The sequence below is a fragment of the Belliella baltica DSM 15883 genome (assembly GCF_000265405.1).
GTDB classification, from domain to species: Bacteria; Bacteroidota; Bacteroidia; order Cytophagales; family Cyclobacteriaceae; genus Belliella; species Belliella baltica.
On record NC_018010.1, the window covers coordinates 635736 to 651813 of the forward strand.

12 protein-coding genes and 1 riboswitch are annotated in these 16078 nt (G+C 38.1%); of the genes, 6 read left to right on the top strand and 6 right to left on the bottom strand.

The genetic code is table 11. The features are described 5' to 3' along the window. Window positions 1-226 precede the first annotated feature (226 nt). Window positions 227-2599 (top strand): glycine-rich domain-containing protein, encoded by a 2373-nt coding sequence (locus BELBA_RS19565; RefSeq protein WP_014771268.1) that lies wholly within the window; start codon window positions 227-229, stop codon window positions 2597-2599. 248 nt (window positions 2600-2847) lie between these two features. Beyond that, on the top strand, window positions 2848-4476 hold the full coding sequence (locus BELBA_RS02950; protein ID WP_014771269.1) for an LVIVD repeat-containing protein: 1629 nt from the start codon (window positions 2848-2850) through the stop codon (window positions 4474-4476). A 235-nt stretch (window positions 4477-4711) separates the two neighbouring features. Here the strand turns inward: BELBA_RS02950 and BELBA_RS02955 are convergent, their stop codons facing one another. The 4 genes from BELBA_RS02955 to BELBA_RS02970 all read right to left on the bottom strand — a co-directional run bounded on the left by BELBA_RS02955 (window position 4712) and on the right by BELBA_RS02970 (window position 9443). After that, window positions 4712-5206: a DUF4168 domain-containing protein gene (locus BELBA_RS02955; protein ID WP_014771270.1), complete on the bottom strand. Its 495-nt coding sequence runs from the start codon at window positions 5204-5206 to the stop codon at window positions 4712-4714. Between the two features lie 65 nt (window positions 5207-5271). After that, on the bottom strand, window positions 5272-6714 hold the full coding sequence (tnpC, locus tag BELBA_RS02960) for an IS66 family transposase (RefSeq protein ID WP_245531113.1): 1443 nt from the start codon (window positions 6712-6714) through the stop codon (window positions 5272-5274). 653 nt (window positions 6715-7367) lie between these two features. Next, entirely contained in the window at window positions 7368-8606 is a 1239-nt protein-coding gene (locus BELBA_RS02965) for a cation:proton antiporter (protein WP_014771271.1), read from the bottom strand. Between the two features lie 6 nt (window positions 8607-8612). After that, on the bottom strand, window positions 8613-9443 hold the full coding sequence (locus BELBA_RS02970; RefSeq protein ID WP_014771272.1) for a universal stress protein: 831 nt from the start codon (window positions 9441-9443) through the stop codon (window positions 8613-8615). A gap of 152 nt (window positions 9444-9595) precedes the next feature. Here BELBA_RS02970 and BELBA_RS02975 point away from each other — a divergent pair, with 152 nt between their 5' ends. Continuing rightward, on the top strand, window positions 9596-10276 hold the full coding sequence (locus BELBA_RS02975) for a peptidoglycan DD-metalloendopeptidase family protein (protein ID WP_014771273.1): 681 nt from the start codon (window positions 9596-9598) through the stop codon (window positions 10274-10276). Here the strand turns inward: BELBA_RS02975 and BELBA_RS02980 are convergent. Further along, complete coding sequence (locus tag BELBA_RS02980) at window positions 10260-11036, bottom strand: type III pantothenate kinase (protein WP_014771274.1); 777 nt, start codon at window positions 11034-11036, stop codon at window positions 10260-10262. The two genes, BELBA_RS02975 and BELBA_RS02980, sit on opposite strands and share 17 nt — an antisense overlap. Window positions 11037-11130: 94 nt before the next feature. On the opposite strand from BELBA_RS02980, the gene BELBA_RS02985 reads away from it, so the two are divergent. The 3 genes from BELBA_RS02985 to BELBA_RS02995 all read left to right on the top strand — a co-directional run bounded on the left by BELBA_RS02985 (window position 11131) and on the right by BELBA_RS02995 (window position 13160). Beyond that, window positions 11131-11616, top strand: a complete 486-nt coding sequence (locus BELBA_RS02985) for a GNAT family N-acetyltransferase (RefSeq protein WP_014771275.1) — start codon at window positions 11131-11133, stop codon at window positions 11614-11616. A gap of 116 nt (window positions 11617-11732) precedes the next feature. Continuing rightward, on the top strand, window positions 11733-12491 hold the full coding sequence (locus BELBA_RS02990) for an SDR family NAD(P)-dependent oxidoreductase (RefSeq protein ID WP_014771276.1): 759 nt from the start codon (window positions 11733-11735) through the stop codon (window positions 12489-12491). A gap of 84 nt (window positions 12492-12575) precedes the next feature. Further along, the gene (locus BELBA_RS02995) at window positions 12576-13160 is read left to right on the top strand and encodes a hypothetical protein (protein ID WP_014771277.1); all 585 of its coding nucleotides are present in this window, start codon (window positions 12576-12578) and stop codon (window positions 13158-13160) included. Between the two features lie 184 nt (window positions 13161-13344). On the opposite strand, the gene BELBA_RS03000 is transcribed toward BELBA_RS02995, so the two are convergent. Then, window positions 13345-15744, bottom strand: coding sequence for a TonB-dependent receptor (locus BELBA_RS03000; protein WP_014771278.1), 2400 nt, complete (start codon window positions 15742-15744; stop codon window positions 13345-13347). Between the two features lie 176 nt (window positions 15745-15920). After that, a riboswitch (TPP riboswitch) is annotated at window positions 15921-16017 on the bottom strand. Between the last annotated feature and the right edge of the window lie 61 nt (window positions 16018-16078).

Below are 16078 nucleotides of genomic sequence, written 5' to 3' on the forward strand. Positions count from 1 at the left end.
GAATTTTTATTTTGTTTTAAAATAAAGATTCATATATCTTTGCGCCAGCTTACCCAGCCCAATCACCCCTAGTATTTATTACCAAAACAATTTCAGCAAACAAGTAGTATTCACCTAATAAAGTACAAAAGAGTAATAGAAAAACCAGCTGTTTGAAAAAAAGAACTACTGATTCGAATCACCCTCAAGCCTAAATTTTCTCCATACCTACACATTAACCTACTGTATGAATATAAAATTTTACCTGTCATTTATTGTTGGCATTTTTGTGTTTTTAGTTTTTTCGGGAGAGGTTTTGGGGCAGACATTTACTAGTAATCAAAATGGCAATTGGAACACAGCTGGAATCTGGACAAGATCTAATCCATTTGGATGTGGAGCTCTTAGGAATGCGCCTCCTTCTACAAGTGATTATGCCGCTGCATGTAGAGTAGATGTAAATATAAATCACGAAGTTTTTTACAATCAACCTAATGTTGAGTTTGGTAGTGGATATTTTAGAACTTTGAATGTAAATGGAATTAATGGGAAATTAACTTTTCAAGAAAATGTCACTTTTAACACAGCAGGATCAAGCTTACCTGCCCCAAACAATGTAATTTTTAATGTAAATAATGGAGGAGAATTAAATGTTCCTAATGGTACTTTGAGTGTAAATAGAGGTGGGGTCATCAACATCACTGGCAATAGTACTGTAATTGTTAGAGACCTAATACTTGTATCAAATAACGCAACAATAAACGTTGAAGAAGGATCAAAATTAATTATTCTAAATACAACGACTATCAATTCAAATACTACTTTGAATGTAAATGGTGAATTCTTAACCAGAGACTTGATTTTCGGCTCTGGTGGGAATTTGAATGCTATGAATAATTCCTTTGTAAGAGTTAGCAATAATGTGAATCTAAGTAATGGTTTATTCAATGCATCAGGAAACACAGATATTAGAGTAGCAAATAATTTTTTACAAAGCGGTGGAGGTTCATACAACGGCTCTGGAAATTCATACATTCAAGTTAATGGAAATCATAACGTATCAAGCAATAACCCTGTCAACCTATCTAATACATCAAAATTCTATGTTGTTGGAGAAAGAACTGGAAGTATGGGTGGAAACATAGGATCCCAAGCTTGCTATAGAACAAACTCAATAAATCCCTCTGGATGTAGTCAAAACTGTACAGTCACTCAATCTATAAATGATGGTGAAGCGGTTATCATTACGTATTTCTGTGATGGCACATGGACACCTCCTCAGGGTCTTTCTGAATATCAAGTTTTGATAGTTGGTGGAGGCGGTGCCGGTGGAAGAACAAATTCAGGTAACTCAAACAAAGCTGGAGGAGGTGGAGGAGGCGGTGCTGTAGTTTTTCAAACAGTTAGTATTCCTTCTGGTATTCCAGCAGGACAATCCTACAATATCACAATAGGTGCAGGTGGTAATGGTGCTTCCACCGTTCCTGCTCAAAGAAATGGACAGCAATCTACTTTTAATAACGGCAATAACTTTATTGCAGGCGGAGGCGGAGGCGGTGGTTTATCAAACGTGCAAAATGGTTTGTCTGGAATAAACAATTCTTCAGGTGGTGGCGCTGGTGCACAAGGTAATAATCAAAGTGGAAACGGCGCATCAGGAAATGGAAATGGTAATCTAGGAGGCAATTCTTCCTCTAGTGGAAACTCGGATAACCAATATGGCGGAGGTGGTGGTGGAGCTAATGCTGCAGGTGTAAATGGAGATGGTAATCGGAATGGAGGTTCTGGAATAATGAACCCAATCTCGGGGATTGAAACAGACTATGCTGCAGGCGGAGGTGGTGGTGCAGGAGGAAATAACAATAGTGGTAATGGAGGCATTGGAGGTGGAGGTAATGGAGGAAATGCAAATAATACTGCCCAAAATGGCGCTGTAAACACGGGAAGTGGTGGTGGTGGTGCAGGTGGTAATAACCGATCTGGAGGAAATGGTGGGTCAGGTATCGTGATAATTAGATATGAAATATTCAGAATCCTCCCCGTAGAACTCCTAGAATTCAACGCATCCTTCACCCCACAAAACCGAACCTCAACAATCTCTTGGGCGACGGGTAAAGAATGGGAAAACTCACATTTCGAAATAGAAAGAGCAATAGATAACGTAAAGTCTTTTGAGAAAATCGGTGAAGTGGAAGGGGTTGGTTACTCTGATGATGTGGAAGAATATAGCTTTATAGACGAAAAACTCCCTCTTCTTGGTGGTATGGCTTACTATAGGTTGAAGCAGGTGGATTTCTCTGGATCTTTTTCATACAGTGATGTAGTTGGAGTCAGAATCCCTCCTATGAATATCACCAAAGGAGTTTGGAGGGCATTTCCTAATCCTACCTCAGGAGAATCTTTCAACCTTGAATTGATAAATAATAGAGAATACAACAACGAGGAACTAAGCATCCGACTTGTAACTTCTCTTGCCAACCACAAACCTGTTGAAGGCAAAGACCTAAAAGAAATCTCACATAAAATAGCTGATCTTCTCAGAAAATCACCGCATGGAGTTTATATCCTAGAAGTCAACTGGGGACAAAAAATAGAATACATCAAAATCTTAAAGAAATAGACAGATCATTTGCCCTAATTTTTGAAATTACTGGCAAAATAACATCTAGCGATATTTTTTACCCAACTCAATTCCCAAAATTTAATTACAGCAAGTTCGCTCCGTAACCTCCTCACTTTTAAAGAAAAAAGTAAACTTTTTCCTTTATTAAATAATGTAATTCAAAGAATTATATTCTTATTTGTATGGAAAATAATTGCTTTTATTCCGAATAGCAGTTATTTGAGTATGAAAAACAAAATATTGACATGAAAAAAATTTATTCTATTATTCTGCTTCTTGCAGTAACTTTCTCTTGTGACTGGAAACAAGAAAATCCTGGTTTTGAGAGGAATATTTTGATCAATTCTGATTCCGAGCAACTTTCTGAAAGAATCAGCATAGATGGTACCGGTGTAGTTAGTTTACTTGGGCCTGATTTTCTAAATGGTAGGATTTCTGAAGACGAAATACCTGCCGGTAAATTCCCAATGATCCTTGTTGCCCAAGCTGAAGGACCTACTCACAATGGGAAAGTTTTGAAAGCAACACATGTTGATATCGATGGAGATTTCGCTTATGTGAGTTACAATAAAGAAGGTGCGGAATTCATTGGAGCTGTTGAGATTTACAATATTTCCGAACCTACCAAGCCAAAAATCACAGCCCAGGCAATTTTCACCACAGCAGACATCAATGCCCTCAAATTTCATGAAGGCAGATTACATATTGCAGCGGCATTCGATGTAGATGCTGAGAGGGAAATCAATACTGCAGCTCAATACCTTAGTGTAAGTGTAGGCAATGGACAATTTACATCTGATTTTGTGAAATCAGATTTGGAAGGATTCGCAGGAACTGGCGTGACTTTTACAAACTCGCACGCAGCAGTTACTTCTGGAAACGGAGGAATTGTAGCATTGTTTGATGGGAATCATAACAAGATCGCTAGCACGCCAATCACTGACCTTCGAGATGTAGCTTTTGGCAACAACATCCTCGCTGCCCTCAGTGGCGAAGATGGTGTTTCGCTTTTGAATGCTACCAATCTTAATGCTATTGGAAAAATCAATTTGGACAAAGACACGCCAGATTCAAAGCGTACTTTGGATATAGATGGAGATCTTCTTTTCACTTCTGAAGGAGCAAAAGGAGCTGGTGTTTACAGCCTTCCTTCTGGTTCTTTGGTAGAAAAAATCGCTATTCTTTCTAATCCAGAAGGTGTAGAAAATGGTGACATTGTAACTAATGCTGTTTCTTTTGACGAAGGACTTTTGATGATGGCAAATGGAGGTGCAGGAGTGGAAGTGGTAGAAATCTCTACAAACAATGAAACAGAAACCCTAGGTCTTCTGTCCCTTTTTGGCTCTTCCAACTTTGTGAAATTGAAAGGCAAACATCTATTCGTAGCATCTGGATCTAAAGGTCTTCAAATCTTGGAAATTGAAAGAACTACAAGCGTACCTGCTCCAGGTGTGAATTGTGAAAATCTAACCCCATATAGAGGAAGCAGCAATTTGAATGTAAATTCCAACGATGTGATGAGATTTTCAGGTTCAGCATCTTTGAGTAATATCAATGTGGGTGGCACATTGACTTTTTGTGGATCTATGGCTGTTCAGGATAATATGAATATCAACAGCAATGGCTTTTTTGAAATGTCAGGCAGCTTTTCATTTGGCAGATACCAAGGAAATAGCAGGTTGAATATAAATAACAATGCTGTGTTAAAAATTAGTGGCTCAGCAGTCATTTACGGTGACCTTACTTTGAATTCAGGCGCAACACTTGAGTTTGTCGGTGAAGGTACCAGTATCACTGTATATGGTAAAGTAACCAAAAACAACAATGTAACTATCAAAGGTGACTTTATAGATACAGAAGGTAAGTTAAAATAAAATACACAAAGCCTGTGGTTTTCCATCAGATCTTGATCAAAAACCACAGGCTTTTTAAATCTTAATTTATGGATGCGAACCGAACATTTCATTAAAATAGAAAGTAAGAATTCAATTGAAATCTTGATACTTATCAAAAATAAGTACTCTCAATTCTCTCCATAGAAAAAGGCCGATTTAAACAAAACCGGCCTTCATTTTTGGGTTAGATGCCAATCTCAAATACTATCGGCTCTTATTTAATCTCTTTTTCGATCATTTTATCCACTTTCTCTTTCACTTTTGGACTTTGGGTATAAGCCATATACATCTCCTGAAATTTTTCTTCAGAAAGATCACTATCAGTGATTGCTTGTTGGATTTCAGTTTGCAAACCTTGTTGCATTTCCATTACTTTTTGGCCAGCGCTATTGAAACTTGCCATTTCCTCAGCACCTGAAGCCACCTCTTGCAAAGTACCAGCTTGTTGGGCTTGTGCCAATTCTTGGAATCGTTCTACTTTAAGGTCATTTTCTTCGATGGCTTTAATCATATCTCCCTGAGATTTCTCTTGAAGCGGGATCAATACCAAATTGATTTTTACAAATTCTTCAAACTCTTGGTCTGAAAAATCCTCGTTTACTTGGGTTTGCGGCTGCATCATCTGCTGTGCAATGGCACCAAATCCAATAAATAAGGTGAATATCAGCGAAAGCATCGAAGTCTTGGTCATTAATTTTGAATCATTCATAATTTTTAGGTTTTGTTTGATACATACCCAAAAGTACAAATTCCAATCCAAAAAAGATTTCGTAACTACTCAGGTTGTAAATTAGCTATATGATTTAGATTTTCTAAGATATTTCCCGAACGTTTGATCAGGGTATCCACGACGGATCTTATAACACTGAAGTTTTCAGCTCCATTGTTGGATTTGAACTGTCCTGATATTTTTTGTTTCACCTTGATGTTGCGTATGGCTCTTTCAGAGGCATTGTTATCCGGTGGTACTTTTTGGTGATAGAGAAAAGTAAAAAGTGACTTTCTGTATTTCAGGAGTCTTTTTTGTAGGGATACTGCTTCTTTATGTTTTGACTCTACAGGTTGGGCGAGTAGGTTATCCATCTTCTCTTCAATGGAAGCAATACTCCTGCTATTCTCTGGATCTGATAGTTTTTTGAGTTTTCTCTTCAGTGAGATAGCTTCCCTGAACAGGGCCCTAAGGCTGTCAGCCCATTTAGATTTATAGCGTTCAACAATGTAGTTGAGCTCCCTAAGCAGATGTGCACAACAGAGCTGGTGCAGGTTTTCCGAATAGTTGAAGTATGCCCTCCATGCATCGTGGCACAATACTGCCTTTCCGAACCCATCGGGAAAATGTGTATTCATCGCCTTAAGTCCACGTGATTCAGATATAGCTAACAGGGTGAGTTCCTCGGTCTGATAAGTCCAGACCCACTGTTTGTTTCCATCCACTTTAGCCCCAGTCTCGTCAGCTCCTATCACAGGACTTTTAGAGACTGCCGTCTTTATCTTTGCATATATTGGTGCAGACTTGCGGGCAAACCTACCGATAATGTTATCGATACTCCCCTCGCTGAGATTAATACCGAAGCAGTCCCTGAGAAGTTCTTTCATCCTTCTATAGGGAACATACTGTCTGGCATGCAGATAACCGACAATGGTTTCAACACCGCTCCCGTACTGTATGGGGGCATTGATATTGTCAGGGAATGACCCACTGATCTTTTCTCCACAGGAACAGTTTTTGGAAAAGATTCTATGCTCGGTACATACCACTTTAATCACAGGAAGATCCAGGACCTGTCTTTTGGAGGACAGTTCTGCTGGAACCGCCGACAGATCACCACCACAGCAGGTACAGAATAAAGGGATGTGGTTTTCTATTATGTCCGGGGAGGATGTCATTTCAAGGGTATGGCCTTTGTGTCCAGGCTGACCGCCGGTTTTGCGCCCTGTATCCTGACGGAGACTCTGATTTTTTTTGGGGCGGTTCTCGTCTTTTGAAGGGGGAACCGAGCTGTTGCGGCTGTTTTTGGGATTACGGTAACGGGCAAGCTCATTTTCCAAATCGGATACCCTAGATTTTAAAGACTTGACCTGCTCCATAAGCTGGAGGTTCATCTTGATCAGTTCCTGAATAAGCGTATCCCTGTGGTCCAATATACTATAGAAATGTTTCCTGAATATCAGCACATAATCCCATGAATACCAATAATCCACGCTGTTTTTCCCCACAAAAAAATGTGGATAAACCAACTTTAAAGCTGATTTTCGTACATTCACATACAAATACGCATCAATACACCACAGAGGGCAACAAGACTCCAAATACTTGAATATTGGTCAGTAAATAATGTACCTGAGTAGTTACAAGATTTCTAATTATATTTTTAAAAGTTTATTAACAAAATTAAATCGGAAATATTCTATTTTAGATATGAAACATGAGATTTGAGATGTGAGACTACTTTCTTTTTAGCGATTAACTAACCCTTTCAATTTGATAAACAAAGTACAATGAACTATCCCTGAACAAAGACCACCAATATATCACTAGAGCTACCTAACTTTCCAACCTTACAATTTTCCAATCTTACAATCTTCCAATCTTACAATCTTCAAATCTTACTTAATTGTACCTAATAAAAAGACCACCAATATATCACTAGAACTACCTAACTTTCCAACTTTGTAACCTTCCAACCTTATAATTTTCCAATCTTATAATTTTCCAATCTTACAATCTCCAAATCTTACTTAATTGCACCTAGTACAAAGACCATCAATATCACTAGAACTACCTAACTTTCCAACCTTCCAACTTTGCAACCTTCAAATCTTACAATTTCCCAATCTTAAACTCCCTCAAAAGCCCAATCATCTCTCCCCTACCCTTTCTTGCTCCCTTTCAGCGCCCATTTCATCAAAGGTCCACTTGTCATACTTGTGATGATTGCCATGACAACGAGAGCCACAAAGAGTTTTTCATCGATCAGGCCATTCTCCAAAGCTATCAAGCCAAGGATAATTTCCATCGCACCTCTCGCATTCATCCCAAATCCTATTGCTAAGGATTCTTTGATATTAAATCCACCTTTGAAGGCGCCATAACCACTTCCTATAATTTTTCCAGCAAATGAAATCGCCAAGACTGCTAAAGTCAGTAAAATTTCAAAATTGGTAAAGAAGTTGATTTTCAAACCAATGGAAACAAAGAAAAGCGGAGCGAAGATATTGTTGATAAATTGATGTACAATCTCCTTAGCTCGCTCAGACATATGCTCTGAGTCTCCTAATGCCACTCCCAAAAGGAAAGCACCGAAGATCGAGTGAATCCCCAGCCATTCTGTAAATGCTGCTGCTAAAAAGCAAAAAGCCATAGAAAGAGAAAGCACGCCACCTGGCCAAGCAAGTTTCTTATTTACCCAAGGAAGCACTTTGTTGATGATGATTTTCCCAAGGGTAAGCATAAAGAAAGTAAACATTAATGTTACACCAATGGTCTGAGCCAAAGAAAGTGAACTGCCTTTGCCCATGAAAGAAAGAATCACAGAGAAAATCAACCAGCCAATGATATCATTGACCATCGCTGAAGCTACAATTAACATCCCCATTTTAGTCTTGAAGAGATTCATATCCATCAAGATTCTTACGACAACTGGCAGGGCGGTAATTGACATGGCTGTCCCCATAAAGAGTGAGAATAGCAAGCGATCACCATCAGCTAGACCAAAGAAAGTTGAAAAATAGTAGGGGAATATAAAACCTAAAATAAAAGGGACCACCAAGCCCAAGAGACTAATGCTCAAAGCAGATTTTCCTTGTGACCAAACCAAGTGCAATTCTACTTCCAGTCCAGCAATAAACAAAAGCAAAACAACTGCAATCTGCACAAATCCATCCAATGCTAGATTGGCACTTGGATTACTAGCAAAAAGATAATCGAAAAGCTCAGGAGTCAGAGTCCCCAAAATCGTTGGCCCCAAAATAATGCCTGCAAGCAACTCCCCCACAACGGCGGGCTGCTTGAACTTCTGAGCTATTTCAGCAAATACCCGTGCAAGCAAGAGCATAGCAGCAAGCTGCAGAAATAGATTGACTACATCTTGATGTGATAAACTTTCCATGTTGTCTTATTTTTTTATGATCAGTAGGTTGCAAGGAAGATCGCTGAGGATGTCTTCCAAATCGTGCGGGAAAAGTCGATCAAAAAACCCAAGGTTTCCTTCATCACCAACTACCAAAAGATCTGCATTAAAATCTGTGGCAAATCGAGCCAATTCTACTGCCCATTTTCCACAGGTGATTTTCACGTTAATCTTCAAGTCACCTTTATCTATAGTCTTTAAAATATTCTCCACATAGTCCACCTCTTCGCCCACGAGCTTTCTCCTGGTACTCGCAATTTCACCTTCACCACCTTCACCAGCTGTCGCCATCTGTAAGCCATACATTTTAATTTCGTTGACTACATATACTTTTTTGGCTTTGTCTAATTTGCACCATTCGATTCCTTTTTGAATAACATAAGGAGTTTGCTCTTGTTGTGTCCCATTGATCACAACTTTCTCAAATGGGGTGGGATCTTCGAGAGGCTCGATCAAAGTAAGTACGGAGCATTTTGCTTTTCTGATGATTTTTCTGGCAATAGAACCTAAATAATACTTAAAAAAACCTTCAGTCTTCAATGCTCCCGCTACAAGCAAATCTACCCCTTCACGATTGCAAGCTTGAATGATTTTTTTTGCGGTGTTTCCAGTTTCCCATAAAATAGTAGTCTTATCCTTATCCACTCCATGCTTTTCAAGCATAAATTTGAGATTTTCCTCCAAAGTAGCTGTTCGTTCTCCCACATGAACAAGTATCAACTCGGCACCAAATAAATCCTTCAATCTCTTTGATTCACAGATCAAGGCCTCCATGCGAGGAGAAAAAGAAATGGCCAATGCTATTTTTTTAAACATAACTGTCAATTTTGTTGGGAGAGTGAAAAATAGCAAAAATTACCCTTGTATCCTAAATTCACTGTTCCCAAAAATCAGTTCATGAAGTACATTTACACATGATTAATCAAAGTTGCTCTTATATTTACATTGAATTAGAATCATAAACTAAAATGCTAAACACACTCCTCGATCAGATTGAAGTTTTTCCAATCATGGGCACTGCCCTAGATAGCGCAAATACAATGAAATTGGATTTTTCTCCAAATAACAAAACTTTAGAGACCATTGATCTGGGAAATACCGATGCTTTTAACACTTATGTTTTTGGGATCTTGGAGCAGTCCAGCAAAACTTATGGCATAGGAGGCTACTTTGAACATCGGGCGATCTACAGGAGAAGTACTGTATTTGCAACAAATGAAAAAGCATTTAGAGATATTCATTTAGGTGTAGACATTTGGGCTGAAGCAGGTCACCCTGTGTTTGCTCCTTTAGACGGAAAAATACATAGTTTTCAAGACAATGCAGGTTTTGGTAATTATGGGCCAACCATCATTTTAGAGCATCAAGTAGAAACAGTTACTTTTTATAGTCTTTATGGACATTTGGCTTTATCCGATTTGGAAAACTTAGAAGTGGGACAAAATATCAATAAAGGAGATTTGCTCTGCCATTTGGGACCATTTCCTGAAAATGGTGATTGGCCTCCACATTTACATTTTCAACTGATGTGGACTATGATGGGGTTAGTTGGTGATTTTCCGGGTGTTTGTTCTCGAGCAGAAATGGAGAAATTTCAGAAAATATGTCCTGATCCAAATATTATAATTGGATTCAAGGATGAAGATTAGATAAGGTAATCAATCGAATCCCCTCTAAAGTCAAATTTCGATCTACGATGTCAAAAGTGGATTTAAGATTGGTAATGATAGATGACAGACCTCCTGTGGCGATAATTTTTGAAGCGTGACCCAATTCCTTCTCTATTTCAAACAGCATCCCTCTTACCAAGCCGGAATATCCAAAATACAATCCTGATTGAATGGATTCGATTGTGTTCTTACCAATTGCTGAATTGGGCTGGGTTAATTTTACTTCCGGAAGTTTTGAAGTATTTTGAACAAGAGCACGCATGGCTGTTTTCAAACCAGGAACAATATTCACTCCTTGAACGGCTCCTTTATAATCTACAACCGTAAAAGTAAGCGCTGTACCAAAATCAACGATAACACAAGCATCCATAAAAACTTCATAGGCTGCGACTACATTACACATCAAATCAGTACCAATTTCATTTGGCCTTTTGGTGCTAACTTTTAGCTTTTGATAGCTTTTCCCAGAAATCAGATAGCAGCTTTTTCCTAAAAACTCAGAACAAAATTGCGCAATCATTCTATTGATTTCTGGCACCACTGAACTGAAACCAATCTGATCAATCTGTTCGATTTTGATATCGTTTTCCAAGAAAAAAAGATGAAGTTCCTTTTCTATCTGAATTAAAGAAAGCTCAGTACTCGTATTCACACGACATTCATACTTCCAAGTCTTGGTCTCGTCATCATAAAATCCAAAAACAATATTTGAGTTGCCTGCATCAATGGAAAGAAACATAGGATAAATGATTTTAGAGAGTCCGAACAAAAATTAGCCAATCCAAAGATAAAAATTGATTTTAAGGTTTTTAGAATTTTGGTTACTTTCGGACATGTATGAAATAAGAAAAGGAGAAAAGAAAGATCTTCCAAGGGTTTTGGAATTGGTCAAAGAACTGGCACTTTATGAAAAAGCGCCTGAGCAAGTCACCAATACTGTCGAAATGATGGAAGAAGACGGCTTTGGAGCAAATCCAGTTTATGGTTTTTTTGTAGCTGTGAAAAAAAGTACAGGAGAAATTATTGGCATCTCGATTTACTATTATCGCTACAGTACTTGGAAAGGGCGCAGACTTTATTTGGAAGATATAGTCGTTACAGAATCGGAGCGAGGAAATGGTGCGGGAAAACTACTTTTCGATAGAACAATGCTTAAATGTCTTGAAGACAACTGTTCAGGAATGATGTGGCAAGTCTTAGATTGGAATGAGCCTGCAATCAATTTCTATAAAAAATACGGTGCAGATCTCGACGGTGAATGGATCAATTGTAACCTGCAGTCTGATGAAATCCAAGCCCTGCTTGGAAAAGTTAATTAAGTGGATTAAGGGATTGGTTATTAGTTGCAAGTCACAAAGACTAATTATTATTCAGTCCCATATTTTTCTTAGTAAACTATTTCCACATAATAACTGATAACCAATAACTCTTTAAGATGAACATTTCACTAAAAAATCATAGAATACTAGTTACTGGCGCTTCTCGCGGAATTGGACGAGGAATTGCCGAGCAACTTTCCGCATCAGGAGCTGAAGTCTTGATTCATTTCAATAGTAACCTTGAAGAAGCAAGATCTTTGCAAGAACGCTTGCCTAATATATCTCATTTAGTTCCTTGCGATCTTTCTGACTTATCATCTGTAAAGGGGTGGATTCCAGATTTGATTAAAGCTTATGGTCCGATCGATTCAATTGTCAACAATGCAGGGATAGCAATTTCAATTGCTGATGATGCGGAAACTGATGATTGGACAGCTGCATGGCTCAAGACCATGGATGTAAATATCAATGCTTTGGCAATTATTACAAAAGAGTTTATTGAGCATGCAAAAAGTAGAAAAAATGGCCGTATAGTCAACATTTCCTCTCGTGCAGCTTTCCGGGGAGATACTCCAGATTATTTGGCTTATGCGGCATCTAAGGCAGCAATAGTAAGCTACACCAAATCAATTGCTCGCTATTATGGAAAAGAAGGAATTATGGCATTTGTAATAGCTCCTGGGTTTACTCGCACAGATATGGCTCAAGACTTTATGGATCAATACGGTGAAGCCTATGCCTTGAATGATATTGCACTTCCTACATTGACCGAACCAAAAGATATCGCTCCGATGGTAACACTTCTTTGTTCTGGCTTTGCTGATCACGCTACAGGATGTACCATTGATATCAATGCAGGATCTTATGTACATTAGTAGAATGCCCAAGTAATAACTTTTAGAAATCTTTAACTTAAAACTCAAAATGAGGTTATTAACATAAAACAATCTCTTTACCACATGTCTAAAAGTGATTCCTTAACCCCAGAAATGCTCAAAATCATTAAGATTTTTGGAATTGGATCTTTGGCATTCGTTTTTCTATTATCATTTTTTAATGAAAAGAGAGCAAATAATTCTGGGAAGGAAACATCCATTCTGAGCATAACCGATGCAGAACGCTTGTATTTCAAAAATGTCAGAGGCTTATATTATGACCTCGAGGGCAGAGATGATGCAAAAATGTCCGTGTATCGGTACGGAAAGCGAGTTCAAGAGGCAGATCATCCGCTCCTCAATCTTTCAATTTTAATCAATAGAGTAAAAGATGAAGCATACATCTATGTTGAGTCATCGAAAGATTTAAGTTCTTTCTCCCTAAGAGTACAATCTGGTACGCAGACTGATACAATAAAATTTGTTACAGGAGATAAGATTGCACATTTTGAATTTGTGGAGAAACTTTATCCCTTGTTGGAAGAAAATACCTATTTTGAGATATTGATAGACGAGGATTGGATTCCTATTTTGATCGATGAAAAGGAAAGAGATGCCTTAAGAATCCCAATAAAAGACTTCTACCGCTTGATCAACAAACCCGAATAACTTCATGGATCTAAAAAGAATTGATAACCTTTGGAAGTTTCTTTGTCTTGCTATCTATTAAATATTTTTTGATTCTTGAGTTTCATGCAGTTTGGTAGAATAGTCGTGTCGCTTCTAGCGTTTCACAAAAAAAGCACCCCCGAAATCGAAGATGCTTTTATGCTTAATAAAACTTGAAATTTATTTAAAATCTCATTTTTACTCCAGCCAGAAAGTTTGTTCCAGCCATTGGGTAATAGAAATTCTCCGTGGTTAATTCTCTTCCTGCCCCTCCTTCTCCAGGAAGGAAGTATGAGAAAGTGTATCCATTTGGTTCATACAGTTTATTAAAGATGTTGTAAACCATCAAAGTGAATTCCATATTTTTCACAAAGCGTGGTCTCAAGGCATAATTCAATCTTAAATCTGTGGTCCAAAATGCATCTAGCATGCGATTATCATTCATGGTATTATCCATGTATTGACTACCAACATATTTGTTTAGCAAGCTTATTTCGAAGTTTTTGATTGGTTTGTAATCCAAAATCGCTGAAGCAACTACATTTGGTGAAAAAGCAATGTCTGTATCAGTGTAAGTTATTTCTTCTTGGAAAAATTCTGCAGCAGAGTAGTCGTCTATATACTCCGTAAATTCTGAAATTTTGTTTCTACTTATAGCCAAATTACCACCAAATGTAAATTGAGGAGAGAAGTTATATGCCCCATCTATTTCAATCCCAGCTCGATAAGAATTTGCGACATTATCCCTCACATAAGCACCCACATCATTCAACTGACCCGTTAAGACAAGTTGATTATTGTAATTCATGTAGTAGAAATTCACATTATAAGCATACTTGCTTGTATTGGCTTTGATTCCTGCTTCTATATTTTGAAGATTCTCAGCTTGAGGTGCTCGATCTACAATAGGTGAATCAGTAAAATCCCTCCTTACAGGCTCCCTATTTGCCACTGCATAAGATGCGTATAACGAATTCCCAGAACTAGTTTGATAAGTCAGTCCGAATTTAGGATTAAAGAAATTATAGCTAACATTTCCTGAGACATTTCTCAGGTCATTATTTAAACCATCAAAGCGATAATCCACTCCTCTATATTGCAAATCACCAAAAAGAAATAGCCCTTCTGAAGCTTCGTATGTACCTTTTAAATAGACATTTCTATCATCTTTGACTGCATTGTTATCATAGTATCTGTCTCTAATATTGACATTATCTGCATATTGCATCCAGATAATTTCTCCAAAATGATCTCCATCATAACGATTGATGCCTCCACCCAGGACAGCATCAAGTCTGGCATCATTTGAAATATAATTCAGCGAGAAAACACCACCAAAGAAATCATTATCTAACCATCTTCTGCGAATAATATCCATTCTAGAGATACTTTCTCCTCCGATAATAACAGGAGAAAGATCATAACTACTCAACCTATCATTTTCTCTAAATTGTTCGTAATAACCACGTCCATAAGTATAATGCAAAGCTCCATTTGCCTTCCAATTTTGGTTAATTTTTCCTGTGTAAATAAACTGATAATGATCCTGCTGATAATTATCAGTTTGGTTATCATAAGTATAGAGATTGAATGTCCGATTTGTTTCTAAAAGCGCTTCGGGTACACCTTCCCACGCTTGATAGGTTTTTTCAGCGCCAGAAAAGACGTTCAGTTTGAAAACATGATTTTCACCATAATACCCACCTGTTAGGAAATAAGATTTGAGATTAGATGAAGCGCGATCCATATAACCATCAGATGTGATTTGAGATAATCTGGCATCAAAAGCCCATCGATTATTCAATAGCCCAGTTCCTGCCTTTACCGTGTGTCTCCTGGTATTAAAAGACCCAAAAGAATTGTCTATTTCTCCATAAGCTTCATCCTGACGCGTATCTGTCTGAATGTTAATACTGGCACCAAAGGTGGCTGCTCCATTAGTGGATGTACCGACACCTCTTTGAATTTGCATATTATCAACAGAAGATGCAAAATCAGGCATATTTACCCAAAACACTCCATGTGATTCTGCGTCGTTCATCGGAATACCATTGACTGTCACGTTGATTCGTGTCTGATCTGAACCTCTAATCCTTAGCCCAGTATAGCCTACTCCGGCTCCTGCGTCCGAAAAACTCACCACAGATGGCGTATAATTCAACAACATCGGAATATCCTGCCCAAGATTCAACTTGGCTATTTCTTCCTTTTTGATGTTTTGAAAAGTTGTTGGAGTCACGTCTGAAGCTCTTGTTCCATTCACAACAAATTCTTCAGTGAAAATACTGCTTTGTTCCAAAGAGATATTGATTTCCTCAGTATTTGGAACAGTGATTTTTAAAGTTTGTGTTGTGTAACCTAAAAAAGACACTCTCAAATCATAAGTTCCTTGAGGTATATTTCTAATCTCAAAGTTTCCAGAAATATCTGTGGTTGATCCTCTTCCAGTTCCTTCTAAAAGCACATTGGTCCCAGCCAGTAATTCTCCCGTTGAGGCATCCTTTACAGTTCCATTAATCTTGTTCTGTGCTGTTGCAACAAAACACACCAGCAGCAGTGCCAGTGTAAATCCTAATTGTTTCATTTGATTTAATTACTTTGCCGAAAACCGGCTGGTTAAACATCGGAAAACCAAGGGGATGATTTTCTTCATTTTGTTTACCCGTTTCCAAGTCAAATACAGCAGAATTGCATGCATGCGCAAAGTCTAAGCTTTATGGACTAATCCAAAGTTTTCAAAGAAAACTTGACTGCTCTATTTTCATTGGTTACTCATTTCCCTTCGCCGGCACTACCCGGATCAGGTATTGTGGGTATGATCTCAGCCTGATATTTTAAGGCACCCCTAATGATCTATGCTGCAAATGTAGGTGGAAAAGCTTAATATCCAAAAATGCTGAAAATAAAAAAACCCGCTG

What these genes read in the sequence shown, in the direction of transcription:
- BELBA_RS19565 (WP_014771268.1), top strand. Translation starts at nt 227, where the DNA reads ATGAATATAAAATTTTACCTGTCATTTATTGTTGGCATTTTTGTGTTT.
- BELBA_RS02950 (WP_014771269.1), top strand. Translation starts at nt 2,848, where the DNA reads ATGAAAAAAATTTATTCTATTATTCTGCTTCTTGCAGTAACTTTCTCT.
- BELBA_RS02955 (WP_014771270.1), bottom strand. Translation starts at nt 5,206, where the DNA reads ATGAATGATTCAAAATTAATGACCAAGACTTCGATGCTTTCGCTGATA.
- BELBA_RS02965 (WP_014771271.1), bottom strand. Translation starts at nt 8,606, where the DNA reads ATGGAAAGTTTATCACATCAAGATGTAGTCAATCTATTTCTGCAGCTT.
- BELBA_RS02970 (WP_014771272.1), bottom strand. Translation starts at nt 9,443, where the DNA reads ATGTTTAAAAAAATAGCATTGGCCATTTCTTTTTCTCCTCGCATGGAG.
- BELBA_RS02975 (WP_014771273.1), top strand. Translation starts at nt 9,596, where the DNA reads ATGCTAAACACACTCCTCGATCAGATTGAAGTTTTTCCAATCATGGGC.
- BELBA_RS02980 (WP_014771274.1), bottom strand. Translation starts at nt 11,036, where the DNA reads ATGTTTCTTTCCATTGATGCAGGCAACTCAAATATTGTTTTTGGATTT.
- BELBA_RS02985 (WP_014771275.1), top strand. Translation starts at nt 11,131, where the DNA reads ATGTATGAAATAAGAAAAGGAGAAAAGAAAGATCTTCCAAGGGTTTTG.
- BELBA_RS02990 (WP_014771276.1), top strand. Translation starts at nt 11,733, where the DNA reads ATGAACATTTCACTAAAAAATCATAGAATACTAGTTACTGGCGCTTCT.
- BELBA_RS02995 (WP_014771277.1), top strand. Translation starts at nt 12,576, where the DNA reads ATGTCTAAAAGTGATTCCTTAACCCCAGAAATGCTCAAAATCATTAAG.
- BELBA_RS03000 (WP_014771278.1), bottom strand. Translation starts at nt 15,744, where the DNA reads ATGAAACAATTAGGATTTACACTGGCACTGCTGCTGGTGTGTTTTGTT.